The 16,223-nt window shown below is 66.0% G+C and carries 10 protein-coding genes; 2 read left to right on the forward strand and 8 right to left on the reverse strand.

The genetic code is table 11. The annotated features are described in order from the left end of the window. Positions 1 to 15: 15 nt before the first annotated feature. On the reverse strand, positions 16 to 1,032 hold the full coding sequence (locus tag ACSKB8_RS32255) for an amino acid ABC transporter substrate-binding protein (protein WP_370987374.1): 1,017 nt from the start codon (positions 1,030 to 1,032) through the stop codon (positions 16 to 18). A 397-nt stretch (positions 1,033 to 1,429) separates the two neighbouring features. Between ACSKB8_RS32255 and metC the strand changes: the two genes are divergently transcribed. Both metC and ACSKB8_RS32265 read left to right on the forward strand, forming a co-directional pair. After that, positions 1,430 to 2,614, forward strand: a complete 1,185-nt coding sequence (gene metC, locus ACSKB8_RS32260) for a cystathionine beta-lyase (protein ID WP_370987375.1) — start codon at positions 1,430 to 1,432, stop codon at positions 2,612 to 2,614. Between the two features lie 155 nt (positions 2,615 to 2,769). Then, positions 2,770 to 4,461, forward strand: a complete 1,692-nt coding sequence (locus ACSKB8_RS32265; RefSeq protein WP_438108457.1) for a Na/Pi cotransporter family protein — start codon at positions 2,770 to 2,772, stop codon at positions 4,459 to 4,461. On the opposite strand, the gene ACSKB8_RS32270 is transcribed toward ACSKB8_RS32265, so the two are convergent. The 7 genes from ACSKB8_RS32270 to ACSKB8_RS32300 all read right to left on the reverse strand — a co-directional run bounded on the left by ACSKB8_RS32270 (position 4,432) and on the right by ACSKB8_RS32300 (position 16,141). After that, positions 4,432 to 4,872: a DUF3592 domain-containing protein gene (locus ACSKB8_RS32270; protein ID WP_438108459.1), complete on the reverse strand. Its 441-nt coding sequence runs from the start codon at positions 4,870 to 4,872 to the stop codon at positions 4,432 to 4,434. The two genes, ACSKB8_RS32265 and ACSKB8_RS32270, sit on opposite strands and share 30 nt — an antisense overlap. A gap of 41 nt (positions 4,873 to 4,913) precedes the next feature. Continuing rightward, on the reverse strand, positions 4,914 to 5,252 hold the full coding sequence (locus ACSKB8_RS32275) for a lipid-A-disaccharide synthase N-terminal domain-containing protein (protein WP_091894846.1): 339 nt from the start codon (positions 5,250 to 5,252) through the stop codon (positions 4,914 to 4,916). After that, the gene (locus ACSKB8_RS32280) at positions 5,249 to 5,986 is read right to left on the reverse strand and encodes a glycosyltransferase family 2 protein (protein ID WP_438108461.1); all 738 of its coding nucleotides are present in this window, start codon (positions 5,984 to 5,986) and stop codon (positions 5,249 to 5,251) included. The genes ACSKB8_RS32275 and ACSKB8_RS32280 overlap by 4 nt, the downstream gene beginning before the upstream one ends. A gap of 64 nt (positions 5,987 to 6,050) precedes the next feature. Beyond that, on the reverse strand, positions 6,051 to 6,896 hold the full coding sequence (locus tag ACSKB8_RS32285; protein ID WP_438108463.1) for a phosphatase PAP2 family protein: 846 nt from the start codon (positions 6,894 to 6,896) through the stop codon (positions 6,051 to 6,053). Then, entirely contained in the window at positions 6,897 to 8,639 is a 1,743-nt protein-coding gene (locus ACSKB8_RS32290; RefSeq protein WP_438108465.1) for an ArnT family glycosyltransferase, read from the reverse strand. It lies immediately after the preceding gene. 50 nt (positions 8,640 to 8,689) lie between these two features. Next, positions 8,690 to 10,927, reverse strand: a complete 2,238-nt coding sequence (pbpC, locus tag ACSKB8_RS32295; RefSeq protein ID WP_438108467.1) for a penicillin-binding protein 1C — start codon at positions 10,925 to 10,927, stop codon at positions 8,690 to 8,692. Between the two features lie 9 nt (positions 10,928 to 10,936). Then, entirely contained in the window at positions 10,937 to 16,141 is a 5,205-nt protein-coding gene (locus ACSKB8_RS32300; RefSeq protein WP_438108469.1) for an alpha-2-macroglobulin family protein, read from the reverse strand. Positions 16,142 to 16,223 lie beyond the last annotated feature (82 nt).

A 16,223-nucleotide genomic window follows, 5' to 3' on the forward strand; every position in this document is an offset into this window, starting at 1 on the left:
TGCGGATCAGGGTGATCAGCGGATCGGCGGCGCGTACTGGAGACCGCCCTTGTTCCAGAGATTGTTGAGCCCGCGATTGATGGCCAGCGGCGAGCCCGAGCCGACGTTGCGGTCGAACACCTCGCCGTAATTGCCGACCGCCTTCACGATCCGCACAACCCAGTCCTTGGTCAGGCCGAGCTGTTCACCGAAATTACCGTCGCTGCCGAGCACGCGCTTCAGCTCCGGGCTTTCCAGCTTCGCCTTCTCGTCGACGTTCTTCGAGGTCACGCCGAGCTCTTCAGCCGTGATCATCGCAAACAGCGTCCATTTCACGATGTCGAACCACTGGTCGTCGCCGTGGCGCACCATCGGCCCGAGCGGCTCCTTCGAGATGATTTCGGGGAGCACCATATGGTCGTTGGGATTGGCGAGCTTGAGGCGGTTGGCGTACAGGCCCGACTGGTCGGTGGTGAAGACGTCGCAGCGGCCGGCTTCATAGGCCTTGACCGTTTCGTCATTGGTGCCGAACGCGATCACCTCGTACTTCATGTTGTTGGCCTTGAAGTAGTCGGCGAGATTTTGCTCGGTGGTGGTGCCGGTCTGCACGCAGACCGATGCGCTATTGAGCTCGAGCGCGGAATTCACCTTGAGGGACTTCTTCACCATGAAGCCCTGCCCGTCATAATAGGTCACGCCGGTGAAGTTGGCACCGAGCGAGGTGTCGCGCGAGATGGTCCAGGTGGTGTTGCGCGAGAGCACGTCGATCTCGCCGGATTGCAGGGCCGTGAAGCGGTCCTTAGCGGACAGCGGCACGTATTTGACCTTGGTAGGATCGTTGAAGATCGCCCCGGCGATGGCGCGGCAGACGTCGACGTCGAGCCCGGTCCAGTTGCCCTTGTCGTCGGGCGATGAGAAGCCCGGCAGGCCCTGGCTGACGCCGCAGGACAGCATGCCCCGGTCCTTGACGGTCTTGAGCGTTTGCGCATCGGCGGCCTGCGCGGTGAGGCCCGTGGCGAGAGCCAGAGTGAGAGCCAGGGTTACGCGTTTCATGGGCTTTGGGCCTTTCAAAATCGTCTCAAGTGTCGGGAACGTTGTCTTTGGGGTCATCTCTGCCAGGGTCAATCGTACCAAGGCTAGCCTTGCAAGACTCATGCTGGCAAACCTAGCCGAACACCCGCCGATCTCGGGAGGCCATACCTTCATCCCCGCCGAAAGGCGCCCGCCGTTATGGCTGTAGCGCAAAGTCCGGTCAGGCGATGGATCGAAGGTCGCGGCAGGCCCCTCAACATGCGGCGACTGAATAGCACCTGCGCATCACAGAACGACTGGCGTGCCGGGTCAAGGGGTTGACGGGACTCTTCTGTGTTCTGTTATTAACGACAGCGGCCTTTCGGCCAGCCCGCGGGCGCGACGCGCCCGCTGCAAACGCGGTTTTGAAAGCAGACGCATGGATTCCTCGCACCCCTCCCAGCAGCAGGCCGAGACCCGGCTGGTCACCTCCGGCCGCGACACCAAGGCGCAGAAGGGGTTCGTCAATCCGCCGGTGTTTCACGGCTCGACCGTGCTCTATCCGACCGCCGAGGACCTGCACGCCCATCGCGGCGAGTTCACGTATGGCCGCCACGGTTCCCCCACCACGAAGGCCTTCCAGGAGACGCTGATGGCGCTGGAGGGGCCGCAATGTGCCGGCGTCGGCATCGTGCCGTCGGGACTGTCGGCGATCTCGACCACCCTGCTCTCGGTGCTGAAGGCCGGCGACCATCTCCTGGTCTGCGACAACGTCTATCGGCCCTCGCGCAATTTCTGCAACGGCATGCTCACCCGCTATGGCATCGAGACCACCTATTTCGATCCGCTGATCGGCGCCGGCATCGATAAGCTGTTCAAGCCCAACACCCGTGCCGTCCTGGTGGAGGCGCCAGGCTCGCAGTCGTTCGAGATGCCCGACATCCGCGCCATCGCCGAGGTCGCCCATGGTCGCGGCGCGATCGTCATCGACGACAACACCTGGGCGACGCCGCTCTATCACCGCTCGCTTGAACAGGGCGTCGACATCAGCATGCAGGCGGCCACCAAATATATCGGTGGCCATTCCGACATCATGTTCGGCACCATCTCGGCCAACGCCAAGGCCTGGCCGATGGTCGCCGAAGGCATCCGCCTGCTCGGCGTCTGTGCCGGCCCCGACGACGTCTTCCTGGCGCTGCGCGGTCTGCGCACGCTGTCGGTGCGGCTGGCCCAGCATCATCGTTCGGGGCTCGACATGGCGCGTTGGCTCGCCGCCAGACCCGAGGTTGCGCGCGTGCTGCATCCGGCACTCGAGACGGATCCCGGCCATGCGATCTGGAAGCGTGACTTCACCGGCGCGTCCGGCCTGTTCAGCATCGTGCTGAAGCCGGCGCCGCAGAAGGCGGTCGACACCATGCTCGACACGCTCAAGCTGTTCGGCATGGGCTTCTCCTGGGGCGGCTTCGAGAGCCTCGTGATTCCCTTCGACTGCGACAGCTATCGCACCGCGACCAAATGGGCGCCGGGCGGCCCGACTCTGCGCCTGCACATCGGGCTCGAGAGCGTCGACGACCTCAAGGCCGATCTCGACCGCGGCTTCGCTGCTCTCAAGGCGGCAACGTGAGCCTGCTCACAGGGCATCGTGCGCGAGGACGCGGCATCGCGCGCCGCGGGAACGTGCACGCGCCGTAAACGTTAACGGCGACGCGCCAACAAATGATTTGATCCGCCGACGTTTGGCGCTAGCCTCACCAATCGACTCCAATCCGGACACGGAGCATGGGAACGTTGGTTCTGCTTGATCTCATGGGCGGCGTTGCGCTGTTGTTGTGGGGCCTGCACATGGTCCACAGCGGGATCTTGCGCGCCTTCGGTCCCGACCTGCGGCGCCTGCTCGGCAAGGCGCTGAGCAACCGCGTCAGCGCCTTCGCCGCCGGCCTCGGGCTCACCGCCCTGCTCCAGAGCAGCACGGCGACCGCCCTGATCACCAGCTCGTTCGCCGCTGAGGGTCTCGTCAGCCTCGCCGCCGCGCTCGCCATCATGCTCGGGGCCAACGTCGGCACGACGCTGATCGTGCAGGTGCTGTCGTTCAACATCGCAGCCGTTGCGCCGGTGCTGTTCGTGCTCGGCCTCGTCGCCTTCCGCTCAGGCCCGCGATCGCGGATCAAGGACATCGGCCGTGTCTGCATCGGCCTCGGCCTGATGCTGCTCTCGCTGCACATTCTGCTCGACACGCTGGCGCCGGCGGAGAACGCGCCCGGCGTCCGCGTCGTGATGTCGGCCATAACAGGCGATCCCATTCTGTGCATCGTCATCGCGGCTCTCATCACCTGGGCGGTGCATTCGAGCGTCGCCAGCGTCCTGCTGATCATGTCGCTGGCCTATTCGCAGTTCGTGGCGCCTTATGCGGCCCTCGCACTGGTGCTCGGAGCCAATCTCGGCAGCGCCATCAATCCCGTGTTCGAGGGCGCCAGGCGCGACGATCCCGCGAGCTACCGCCTGCCGGTCGGCAATCTCGTCAACCGCGTGATCGGGATTGCCCTGGTCCTGCCCTTCCTGGGCGTGATCGCCGAGCACATGCACGCCTGGCAGCCCGATCTCGCCCGGATGACAGCCGCCTTCCACATCGCCTTCAACGTCGGCACCGCCGTCCTCTTCATCGGCCTGCTCGATATCATGTCGCGGCTGTTGACCCGGCTGCTGCCCGATCGCGTCAAGGAGGCCGATCCGGCCCGCCCCCGCTATCTCGATGAGACCGCGCTGGAGACGCCGTCACTGGCGCTCGCCGACGCCGCCCGCGAAACCTTGCGCATGGGCGATCTCGTCGAGGTCATGCTGCGCAAGGTGATGGCCGCGATGATGACCGGCGACCGCGCGCTGGTCGATCAGGTCTCGAAAACGGACAATCTTGTCGACGGTCTCGACGAGGCCATCAAGCTCTACGTGACCAAGCTCATGCGGGGCAGCCTCGACGAGAGCGAAGGACGGCGCGCGATGGAGATCATCTCCTTCGCCATCAACCTCGAGCATATCGGCGATATCATCGACAAGAGCCTGAGCGAGCTCGCCACCAAGAAGATCAAACGGCGCTTCCAGTTCTCGGCCGAGGGGGCCGAGGAGCTCGCCGCCTTCCACAAGCGCACGATGGATTCGCTGCGGATCGCCTTCGGCGTCTTCATGTCGGGTGACGCAAATGAGGCGCGCAAGCTGCTGGTGGAGAAGACGGCGCTGCGCAATACCGAGCTTGCCGCCGTCGAGCGCCATCTGGATCGGCTGCGCGAGGGCCGCCCCGAGACCATCGAGACCACGTCGCTGCATCTGGACGTGCTGCGTGATCTGCGCCGCATCCACTCGCATATCTGCTCGGTCGCCTACCCCGTGCTGGATGCGGCCGGCGAACCCTATCGCCGGCACGAGGCCGATCAAGCCGCCGTGCCGGCGTCAGGCGCGGCGTCGGCGTTGCCGCGCTAATCCAGCGCGAACGAGAACCGCGCCTCCCGAAAGCAGCAGGCCGGCGGCGCACAGCAGGGTCGGACTGATCCATAGCGTCAGGAACGATACGAGCCGCGCCTCTTCCGGCCACCGAGGATCGTAGGCGATCTTGACCCGCTCGCCGTCGGAATAGGGCTGATCGGTCGATCCTGACGAGGAGGTGAACGTCATCGAGCGGCCGTCGGTCGTCTGGAATCGAAACGTCGGATAGAGGAACGTTCCTCCGTGATTTCTGCCGCGTCGCGCGACCGCCCCTACAAAACGCGCTTCCGTCTGCTCGGCCCGCGCGAGGAATGCGATCGTGCTGCCGAGTTCGAGAACGCCGCGCGAGAGCAGCAGCAGGCCGGCCGCAACGACTGACACGAACAGAACAGTCGATAATTTGCGCATGCCGATCGGGGAGTCGGAGGGCCCGGGGCGCTGCCCCCCGCTCAGCGGTCCAGCGTCTTCGAGGCGCTGCCGCGGTTCTTCACGATCAGCATGATGTTGCGGATATAGATGATGGTCGCGAGCGCCTGTCCGAGGATGATGACCGGCTCGCGCTTCACGACGCCGTAGACCAGCGTCATCAGCCCACCGCCCATGGAGCAGAACCAGAACGCCATCGGCACCACGCTGTTGCCGGCGCGTTCGCTCGCGATCCACTGCACCAGAAAGCGCGCGGTGAAGAACAATTGCGCGACGAGGCCGAACGCGAGCCAGAAATCGAACTTGGCGACGAAGACGTCGTAGAGATAGTTGCTCAGCGCCTGACCGTATTGGATGATCATGCGTTCACCTCGGTCACATCTGGCGTCGTCTTCTTGCGGCGGATCAGCCACCACACGCCGGCGAGATCCATGATGCCGATCCACAGCCGGTCGAAGAAGCCATAATTCGACACGCCGGAACGGCGCGGCCGGTCGATCACGTCGACGTAGGCGATGTCGTAGCCTTCGCGGCGGACCAGCGCCGGGAGGAAGCGATGCAGCCCGTCGAAATAGGGCAGCATCAGGAACACGTCGCGCCGGAACGCCTTCAGACCGCAGCCGGTGTCGCGCGTGCCATCCTTCAGGATCGCGTTGCGAACGCCGTTCGCCACGCGCGACTGTAACTTCTTGAAGCCGGTGTCCTTGCGCCCGATCCGCTGGCCGGCGGCGAGCCCGACGCGCCCCGCTCCTTTTTCGACCGCCGCGATCAGGTCCGGCAGGAACGCCGGATTGTTCTGGCCGTCGCCGTCGAGCGTGGCCACGATCACCCCGCGCGCCGCACGCACACCACTGCGCACGGCTGCCGATTGGCCGCCTGATCTCGCATGGCGGAGCTGACGCAGATTGTCCCGCTGCTTCATGATGCCGGCAAGCCGCTCGCCGGTCGCATCCGTCGAGCCGTCGTTGACGTAGATGATCTCATAGGCCCAGCGGCCATCGAGCGCCGCCGTGATCTCCTCGATCAGGGGCGCGATGTTGTCGGCTTCGTTGCGCACGGGAACGACGATGGAAACCGATGGCTGGGACGTCGACAAATCAAGGCTCGTGGTTGGAATTGGCCTGCCTCCAAGGAACCGGCGCCCCGGCAGGCAGCCGCTTTTATGGGGCGGATGCCCCGTGGGCAACCCTTTTGAGACGGCTCGATACTGCCCCTGGAAGGGGCACGATCGTGCCGTCGGCGCGGATGGCAAAGCCCAGCCTTCGGGCCGCGAACCAATAGCGGACGGCCAAGGCGCCGACCGTGCCGACCATGGCGCCGGCCACGACGTCGCTCGGGTGATGCGCGAGCAGCACCAAGCGCGTCAAGAGGATCACGATTGCGTATGTGAACATGAACACGCGCAGGCGCGGCCACAATGCTGACACCGCAAACGCCAAGGCGAACGCTGCCACTGCATGGCCCGACGGCAGGCTGGTATAAGCCCCCGTCCCCTCGAACGGGATGAAGTTGAACGGGTTGGCTTGTCCGCCGACGAATGGACGTCCGCGTCCGATGAGATATTTCAGGATCTCGGCGACCAACGCTGATACGGCAACCGACAGAAACATGAATTGCAGCCGCGTGCCGAGGCCAAGCAGCAGCGCGCGGCGAGTCCCGTGCAGCCCTGCCGCAACGAATGCCACAGCCACGAGCGCAGCCCCCAGCACCAACAGCACATACTCGTCCTTGCCGAAATCGGTGAGGATGCGGATTGGCCACAGGCTTGGCGTGCCGCGAGCCGGCATCAGCTGGATCTCGGTCAGATCGAACGCGACCATCAGCACGATGACCAGGGCTGCGCCCGTTGCACTGAGCCAGAGCGAATGCCGCGCCAGCTTTCGGGCGGCCTCGGCGCGGCGCGAATGCGAGGGCGTGCGCACGAGCTGCGCCAGCGCATGCCAGGACACGGCGAGCAATTGCGCGGGATAGCCTGCTGGCGGCCCAATGTCGTTCGGGGCCCGCATCTATTCGGTGCCTTCCGAGCGGAAGATCGAGATCGCGATCGCGCGCCCTTGCGAAAAATTATAGCCCTCGATGCGCGTACCGACCTTGTAGCGCAGCCCGATCGCCTCGGCGCGCTGCACGAAGCTGCGCTCCGAGCGTTGCTCGATCAGCGCGAAGCGACAGCTGCCCTGCCGCAGGAAGTCGGCCGCGCCCGAGCCGTCGGTGAGCAGCGTCTGCGTGCCCGTCAGGAACACGAGGCTCGGTTCGTGATAGCCGGCAGCCGCCGCCTTCGGTCCGACGCAGGTGACGTTGCGAAGCGCGCGCGCGATCTCGATGCTCGGAAACAGCGGGGTCAGCGACGGCAGCACGATGCCATAGACCGTCACCGCCAGCATCAGCGCGGCGACCAGCGCGTTCAGCAGCGAGCGCTCGGCGCGATTGTTGTCGTAGAGCCACCAGGCGAACAGGCCGAAGATCAGCGACGCCGCGATGAACGGCCAGGCCACGAAGGCCGGCTGGCGCGTCAGCATCACCGCGCCGACCACCGCGATGACCGAGGCGGCCGCGGGGATCGCGAACCACCAGGCCGAGCCGCGCATCAGCCAGGACCGCGACAGCACACGCCGCTCCACCGCCCCCGCGGTGAGGATCGCAATCGCGGGATACAGCGGCAGCACATAGTGCGGCAGCTTGGTCAGCACGGCCTCGAACACGATCCAGGAGGGAACCAGCCAGGCCAGCAGGAACTGCGCGCCGGGCTCGCGGCGCGCCCGCCACACCGCGGGCGCCGCCATGGCCGCGAGCGGCGCGCCCGGCCAGAAGGTGATCCAGAACAGCGCGAGATAAAGCCCGGGCGGCGCGCCGTGGGATTCCTGGGCGCCTATCTTGCTCAGCATGTCGCCGCCGACGGAATCGGCGAAGAAGGCATCGCCCGCACGCCAGAAGATCGCGACGAACCAGGGCAGCACCAGCACCAGCATCCACATCAGGCCCCAGACCGGACGCAGCCGCCACAGCCAGGAGGCATCGCGGTCCTGGATCGCGAGCGCGACGATGGTCAGGCCCGCAAACATCAGGATCAGCGGACCTTTGATCAGGATACCGATGGCGAGCGCGCTCCAGAAGATCGCCGGCCAGCTCCAGGGCGGATGGGTCTCATCTTCCGCGCGCTGCCAGGACAGATAGGCCCGTGCCATCGCGCCCATCGCGGCGACCACGCAGAACAGCAGCATCGCATCGGTCTTGGCGAGACGCGCCTCGACACCGAGCAGCACCGAGGCGCACATCATCAGCGCCGCCAGCACCGCGGCGCGCCGCGTGACGAAGCCAAGCGCGGCCCAATAGGTCATGAGCACGGCGCCGATCGCTCCTAACAGCGACGGCAGCCGGTAGACCCAGATGCGCAATTCGGCCTTCGGCAATTTGAGCGCCGCTGCGGTTTCGACCGCGGCCGATTGCAGCCAGTAGATGCCGACCGGCTTCTTGTAGCGGACGTCCTCCTGGAAGCGGATGTCGACATAGTCGCCGCTCTCGACCATCTGCTTGGTGGCCTGGGCAAAGCGCGCTTCGTCGCGGTCGATCGGCGGGATGGTGAAGAAGCCCGGCAGGAATAGCAGCAGCGCGCACAGCACCAGGAAGCCGACCGCACGGGCGTGGCTGGCCGTGACGATATCGAGCATGCGCACGAGCCCGCTGCCTGGATTGACGGGCGATTTCGGCTCGCGGGGGGCTCCAAAACGGGGCGTTGGGTAGGTCTCGGCCATTGGTTCCGCTTACGCTGAAACCGCCATCGCCACAACCGCTTAAGCCGGCCTCATTGAATTCGAATGACAACTGTGTCCGCCGCGCCCGTGGCATCGATCACGGTGAGCCGCGCAAAGCCCGGACCGGGCGGATCGATCAGCCGCTGGCGACGGCCGTCGATCTCGCCGAGCGCGGTTCCGTTAACCATGACGGTCATAGGCAGAACGCCGCCGGCGACTTTGACCGGCATGGCTGCGCTCTCCCGACCACCCGATCGATCGACGTCGATCCGCGAGCCGTTGAGCGGAAACTGAATGTGCAGCGCCTGCTCGCCCCCGGTGCGCACCAGTTCCCCCACGGGACGGAACCGCTTCAACGGCAGCGGCAGCTTGGTGTTGCTGGCCACCAGGGTTCCTCTCGGGGGCTTCGGCAATGGAGCCAGCGTCTTGCCGGTCCGGGCGAAGGCGTCGAACAGGATCGGCGCGGCGGCGACGCGCCCGATCAGGCCGGGAACCGGGGCTCCGTCGGGCCGGCCGACCCAGACGCCGACGGTCATGCGGCCATCGAAGCCCACCGACCAGGCATCGCGATAGCCGTACGAGGTGCCGGTCTTGAAGGCGATCCGGTTATGAGCGGCGTTCTCCGGGGGCGGCGTGCCCAAGAGCACATTGCCGACCTGCCAGGCCGCAACCTGGTCCAGCAGCCGCAACGGCTCGCGGTCATCCCTATCAGCTATGACCTCACGCAGCGGCTTGGTGGTGCCGAGACGTGCGAAACCCGTATAGAGCTGGACGAGGTCCTGGAGCGTGACGCCGACGCCGCCGAGACCCATGGCGAGCCCGGGCGCCTCGTCCTTGGGCAACACGAGATTGCCGCCGGCCTGCCGCAACCGCGAGGCCAGCCGGCTGGAGCCGACGCGATCGAGGAGCACGATGGCAGGCACGTTCAGCGACAATTGCAGCGCCTTCCTCACCGGCACCGTACCCTGGAACGTCATGTCGAAATTTTCCGGCGCGTAGGAGCCGAAGCGGACCGGCCGGTCGTCGATCAGGCTCTCCGGATGGACGAAGCCATCCTCGAAGGCGAGCCCGTAGATGAAGGGTTTCAGCGTCGAGCCCGGCGAGCGGATGGCGCGGGTCATGTCGACCTGCCCTGCCCGGCTCTCGTCGAAATAATCGGCCGAGCCGACGCGGGCGAGCACGTCGCCGCTCTCATTGTCGACCACGATGATGCCGACCGAGATATTGGGCCCGAGCGCAATGGCACGATCACGCGCCAGCGGCTCCAGCACCTTCTGCAAGTTCGCATCCAGCGTCAGCTTGATGACCGGCGTGTCCTTCACGATCGAAAGCGCGGTGTCGGAGGCATGCGGCGCCAGGATCGGCATCGGCTTGCGCAGCTTCGGAATGGCAACGGCCTTGGCCTGCTTCGCATCTTCAGCGCTGACCTGATGCTCGGAGACCATGCGGTCGAGCACGCGGTCGCGCGCGATGCGGGCTGCCTCGGGATGGCGGTCAAGCCGGCGCGTCTCCGGCGATTGCGGCAGAGCCACCAGCAGCGCGGCCTCTGCCAATGACAGCCGCTTCGGCTCCTTGCCGAGATAGGCGATCGAGGCGGCCCGGATGCCTTCGAGATTGCCGCCGTAAGGGGCGAGCGCGAGATAGAGACCGAGGATCTGCTCCTTGCTCAAGCTTCGCTCGATCTCGATGGCCCGCACCATCTGCCGCAGCTTGGCATAAAGCGAACGCTGTCGCCGCGGCTCCATCAGCCGCGCAAGCTGCATGCTGATGGTCGAGCCGCCCGACACGATGTGGCCGCGCGTTGCAAGCTGCAATGCGGCCCGGCCCAGCGCCAGCGGATCGATGCCGTCATGGGCGTAGAAGCGCTGATCCTCATAGGCGAGCAGCAGTTTTAGATAGGTCGGATCGACGTTCGTCTTGGCATCGACCGGCAGCCGCCACCGCCCATCCGCCATGGCATAGGCGCGCAGCAGCTTGCCATTGCGGTCGACGATGGTGGTGGAGACCTGCCGCGCCTCGTCGAGCGGCAAAGGACCGAGGGAGTAGACCCAGGCGACGAACCCGACGATGGCGAGGATGAGCATCAGCGCGAGGGCGGAGAGGACTTGAAAGCCCCTGCCCCCTGCTCCGTCATGGCCGGGCTTGTCCCGCCTGTGCGGCCGAAGCCGCTTCGGCGAGGCGGAGGCCCGGCCATCCACGTTCTTGCTCGCGGGGCCAAAGTCCGTGGATGCCCGGGACAAGCCCGGGCATGACGACGGAGGTTGTGGCCCGTTCGGAGCGTCAGTCATTCCAAACACTCACTTCGCCGCCCGCACCTCGACGGTCCCCGTCCCAGTGCGGCCGTAGCGCGAGGGATTATACATGTCCTCGACATAGGCCTGCGGCAGCACGTATTTGCCGGGCGAGACCGCGCGCACGACATAGGCGACGGTGAAGACCGATTTGGAATCCGAGGCCCGGTCGACCGCCGCGGTGAAGCGGTCGTCGCGGAATTCGGTGTCTTCAGGCTCCTCGCCATCCTCGATCCAGTCCAGCGTGCCGCTGTCGCCGGACGAGACCAGCTTCGGATTGTCGATCTCGAGGCCCGCTGGCAGATAGTCCGACACCATGATGTGGCCGTATTCGGGCTTCGCCTCGGTGATCTTCAGCACCACCGCAAAGCGCTGGTTCTGCTTGACCTTGCTAATGTCGGCGGGCTTGCCGTCGAGCGTGAAGTAATTGCGCTCGATCTTGAAGCCGTTCGACGCCGCCGGCTCCGGCGTGACCGGCGAGCCCGACACCGAGACCACCGCCTGCACCGGCGCATCGCCGGTGTTGGTGATCTTCAGCGGCCTGCCCTCCAGCGTCGCGGCCTTGTAGCTGCGATAGAGCGCGGTCTTGACCGGCTGGCCGTCCACTTCCATGGACAAGTTCTCCTTGGCCAGCGCCCGCGCCGCCAGCACCAGCCAAGCATTCTCCTGCGTGGAGGTGTAGGGCGTCAGCCCGCGCGCGGTCTCGACCCGCGATACCGCCTGCGTCAACGTTGCCTTCGGCGCGTTGCCTTCACTCGCGAGCGAAACCAGCGCCGCGGCATCGCGAAGCTGCGAGCCATAGTCGGTGCGGCCAAACTCCAGCACGGGTTTCGGCGCGAGGCTGTCGAGCGCGGCACCATAGACCCGCTCGGCGCGATTGCGGTCGCCGACCAGCGCCAGCGCCGCCGCAAGCTGCGACTTCGCGATTGGGGTTGCGAGGTTGCTGAGCTTAGTATCGGCGAGATAGCGGAGGTCGCCGATGGGAGCCGCGCCATTGCGTGCGAGCACGTAGAGGCCATAGGCGAGCTCGCGGCCACCGTCCTTCTCCGGCTCGTTGGCATTGACGACGGAGTTGCGGATGCGGTCGAGCGCGTTCTTGAACAGCACGTCCGGCACCGCAAAGCCCTTTTCGCGGGCGCGGGTCAGGAAGTCCGTCACATAGGCATCCAACCAGGCATCGTCACCGCCCGCCAACCACAGGCCGAACGAGCCGTTGGAGCCTTGCCGCGCCAAGAGCCGCTCGATCGCGTCGCGGATGCGCTGGTCAACCTCGGTGTCCATGGCGAGATGCGCGCCGGCGGCGAGATCGTTGACGTAGAGCAGCGGCATCGCGCGGCTCGTGATCTGCTCCGAGCAACCATAGGGATAGCGGTCGAGCGCTTTCAGGATCGTCGCGGCATCGAGCGCGGTTGACAGGCTCGCCGACACCGAGACGCTGCCGGTGCCCGGCACAAGGTCGGAGAACATGTCCGGCGTCAGCGTCAGGCTCTCGCCCTTCGCCAGCGTGCGGATCGAGCGCCGCGCCAGCACCTGCGTCGCCGCCTTGACGTCGAGCGCATAGTGACGCGCGAGCGTAAGGCCGTTCGGCCCCTTGATGTCGACGTCGAGCGTCGCCTGCCCCGCCGCGGTTGCGTCGATCGTGAGCGAGAACGCGTTGCGCTGCTTGGCGGCGAGCTTGACTGTGGTCGCGGGATTACCGGTCATCTTCACCGGCCCGCCCGTCGTCACGTTGATAACGTAGTCGCCGGCCTGGCCCTCGACATTGTCGATCTCGAGATTGACCATGCCGCGGTCGCCGTTGAGCAGGAAGCGCGGCAGGGTCGTCGTCAGCACCACCGGATCGCGGATCACGACATCGGTGTTGGCGTGACCGAGTTTCGTGGCGGTCCACGCCACCGCCATCACGCGCGCGGTGCCGGCGAACTCCGGAATGTCGAAGCTCACCTCGGCTGTGCCATCAGCAGCAACGGTGACGATGCCCGAATACAGGGCCAGCGGCTTCTGCGTGGGCGGCGAGCCCTGGAGCTCGCCCGCACCGGCATCGCCGCCGGACTTGAATTGGCCGCGCGTGCCCGACATGCCGTCGATCAGCTGGCCGTAGAGATCGCGGATCTCAGCGCTCAGGCGGCGCTGGCCGAGATAGTAATCATCCGGTGCCGGCGGCTTGTAATTGGTGAGGTTGAGGATGCCGACATCGACCGCGGCGACGACGACCTTGGCGTCCTCGCCCGGATTGAGCCCGTCAAGCTTGACCGGGATCTTCAGCGTCGAGTTCGGCCGGATCAGCGCCGGCGGCGTCAGCTTCACCTGCAACGTGCGGGTCTGCTTGTCGATGCCAAACCATTTCAGGCCGATCGCCCGGCCCGGCATGCGCTGGGCGGCCGCATCGAGCGGACGGCGCAGCGTCGCCACCACATAGGCGCCGGTGCCCCAGTCCTTGCCGATTGGAAGCTTCACCTGCGCCGTGCCTTCCTTGACGTCGATGGACTGCGTCGTCAGCAGGCGGTCGCCGAGCACGTTGATGGTCAGCTTGCCGGCGCTGCGCACATTCACGGACACCGTCATGGTGTCGCCGGAGGCGTATTGCGGCTTGTCGATCGAGGTCTCCAACAGGTCCGGCGTGTCGGCGCTACCGTCGGAATACCAGCCGACGTCGAACTGCACCGAGGTCACCGGGCCGTCGGCGTCGTTCGACTTCACATCGAGCCGATAGCGGCCGGGCTGGGGGTTCAGCGAAATCCGCGACGGCTTGTCGGCGGCGATCACGACATCACCATCGGCAACGCGCGAGGTGGACTTGACCGGCTCGTACTCCCAGTAATTGTTCTGGCGATACCACTGGTAGCGCAATTCCATCTTCAGGAGCTCGTAGCGCAGGCCATCGCGGGCGAGTGTCTTGCCCTCGGGCGAGACGAACACGACGTCGAACTCGGCCTTGTCGCCCTCGGCGACGTTCTTGTCGCCGAACAGCGGCTTGACGCCAATCATGGCGGTCGCCGGCGCGATCGGCAGCACGAGCTTGCGTTCGACGGCACGGCCGCCGGTCTCGACCATGCGGACGAAGATCTGTGCCTCTTGCGGCCGCGTCGAGGCCGGCTGCTTGTCCAGCGTCACCGGGAAGGTCGCAACGCCGTTGGCGTCAGCTTCGGGCAGGTTCTCCAGCGGCGTGCGCTCGTTCGAGGTGGTTTCCTCGTCGTCGACGCCGAACTGGTAGCCGGCAAAGCCCGGGCGCTGGCTCGCAGGGGCGACCAGCATATCACCTTCGAGCTGGAGGCCCGAAGCCGGCGCGCCATAAAGGAAATGACCGTCCGCCTTCAGCTCCACTGGAGCATTAGCTTTGATCAGCTTGTCCTTGGCGGACAAGTCGAATTCGATCCGATCAGGGACGTAATCCTCGACCATGAAAGTGGTCTCGCCGACCGATGTGCCCTTCGGATCGGTAAAGGCGCGCACCCGCCAGGTCCCGGTCGGGACCGCCGAGTTGAGCGGCACGGCGAGCGTGCGGCCACCGGCGCCCTGGTCGGACAGCACGGCGCGGCGGAATTCGACGCCGTCGGGGCGCTCGATCACCAGCGTCAGCGGCCCGCCGGTGACGGCGTTGCCCTGCCCGTCACGCAAGAGCGCAGTGAGATAGACGGTCTCGCTGGAGCGATAGACGCCGCGCTCGGCATAGACGAAGGCATCGGCGCCTGCCGGCACCGCGCGGCCCGAAACGCCACGGTCGGAAAGGTCAAAGGCGGAGGTCTTCAGGCTGAGGAAGGCATAATCGGCTTTCTCGCCCGTGACCGTCAGCAGCGCCGGCGACAGCCCGCCCTCGCCGCGCGCGAGGCCCGCCTCGAACAGCACATGGCCGCTGTCGTCGGTCTTGCGGGTGGCCAAAATCTCATTGTTGCGGGCAACCAGGCGCACCTCGGCCTTGCCGACCGGATCGGTTGAAGCCAGCGAGTTGACGAAGACGTGGATGCCGTCATTGCCGGAATAGGCCGACACGCCGAGGTCGGAGACAATGAACCATTGCGTGGCGAGCTGGTACTCGTTGTCGGAGCCTGGCCCCTTGGCCGCAGCGGTCATGACGTACACACCGGGCTGGAGCTCGCCGAGCGCCTGGTCGACCGGGAAAGCCGTGGTGACGTCCCGGTTCAGCGTCATCGCGGTCGCAAGCTCGCCGGACCAGACCTTGACGCCGCGCTCGTCGCCCAGATCTGAGAGCTGATATTTCGACAGCGTCTTCTGGAAGTCGCTGTCAACGACCGTGTTGATCAGATTGCGGTCGCCGATCCGGAACACGTTGATGCTGACCGCAGGCGTGTTGACGCTGACCACGGGAATGCCGCGCTGGCCGGTCCTGGGCAGCACATAGGCGCGGCTGGTGAAGCGCACGAAGGGTTTTCGGTCGCGCACATAGACGTTGAACTCGGCCGATTTCGGCAGGCTCTCCTTCACGGCTGACGGCAGGCCGGCGCGCAGGTTGATGTTGTAGCGCTCGCCGTGCTTCAGCCCGTCGACGCAGAGCTGCTTGCCTTCGGCCGACAGCGCCGGCTTGTCGGTGCCAGCCAGCGCCAGGAATGGCGCGAAGTCGGTGCGCTTGGCGAGCTCTTCCGAGAACTGGAAGCAGGCGCGTGGGCTCGCCGAATCCGAGTCCACGGTATAGTCGAACAGCCGAAAACCGTGCTCGTCGCGCAGCTTCTCATACTGCCCGCGGACGTCGGCGACCTCGCGCATGTCCAGCGACAGCCGCATCGCATCCAGCGCCGGCCGCCACAGCTTGCGTTCGGCCATCGACTTGCCGAGCACGGCGAGCGCGTCGGCCTCCTCGCCCGGATTGCCGGCGCGCTGGTAAGCGATATAGGCGGCAGTCGAGGCACGCTCCCAGAGGAACGTCTGCTCGCTCGACGTCTTCGGCGAGATCTGGAAGATGGCCTTGGCGAGCCGCAGCCAGTTGCCGGCATCCTCCGGCGTGGTCGCCGCGATCTGCCCGAGCACCGAGAGGCCGGTGCGATAGTCGTTGCGCCGGAAGGCGGCGTCGGCATCGGTACGCAGCGTCGCGCTGGTCTTGGCGACCGGGCCCGCTTCGCTCTTGATCTGGGCCTCCAGCTTGATCGCGGAATCGGCGAGATCGTCGCGCTTGAACGCCTTGTCGGCGGCCTGTGCTGCGCTAAGGCCGAGCGCCAGCGTGGCGCAGAGTGTGACGGCGCGGATCAGACCGATCATGATGGACTCCCGGAAATCGCGGACGAACGCCGCGGCGGTAAATGAAATGCGCGGAATGGTGACGGACTCAAGGCGATGGAAC

This window comes from Bradyrhizobium sp. BR 1432, assembly GCF_051547705.1.
Classification (GTDB): domain Bacteria; phylum Pseudomonadota; class Alphaproteobacteria; order Rhizobiales; family Xanthobacteraceae; genus Bradyrhizobium; species Bradyrhizobium zhanjiangense.

Excerpts from the sequence above, each read along its gene's own strand:
- ACSKB8_RS32255 (WP_370987374.1), bottom strand. The coding sequence starts at position 1,032 with ATGAAACGCGTAACCCTGGCTCTCACTCTGGCTCTCGCCACGGGCCTC.
- metC (WP_370987375.1), top strand. The coding sequence starts at position 1,430 with ATGGATTCCTCGCACCCCTCCCAGCAGCAGGCCGAGACCCGGCTGGTC.
- ACSKB8_RS32265 (WP_438108457.1), top strand. The coding sequence starts at position 2,770 with ATGGGAACGTTGGTTCTGCTTGATCTCATGGGCGGCGTTGCGCTGTTG.
- ACSKB8_RS32270 (WP_438108459.1), bottom strand. The coding sequence starts at position 4,872 with ATGCGCAAATTATCGACTGTTCTGTTCGTGTCAGTCGTTGCGGCCGGC.
- ACSKB8_RS32275 (WP_091894846.1), bottom strand. The coding sequence starts at position 5,252 with ATGATCATCCAATACGGTCAGGCGCTGAGCAACTATCTCTACGACGTC.
- ACSKB8_RS32285 (WP_438108463.1), bottom strand. The coding sequence starts at position 6,896 with ATGCGGGCCCCGAACGACATTGGGCCGCCAGCAGGCTATCCCGCGCAA.
- ACSKB8_RS32290 (WP_438108465.1), bottom strand. The coding sequence starts at position 8,639 with ATGGCCGAGACCTACCCAACGCCCCGTTTTGGAGCCCCCCGCGAGCCG.
- pbpC (WP_438108467.1), bottom strand. The coding sequence starts at position 10,927 with ATGACTGACGCTCCGAACGGGCCACAACCTCCGTCGTCATGCCCGGGC.
- ACSKB8_RS32300 (WP_438108469.1), bottom strand. The coding sequence starts at position 16,141 with ATGATCGGTCTGATCCGCGCCGTCACACTCTGCGCCACGCTGGCGCTC.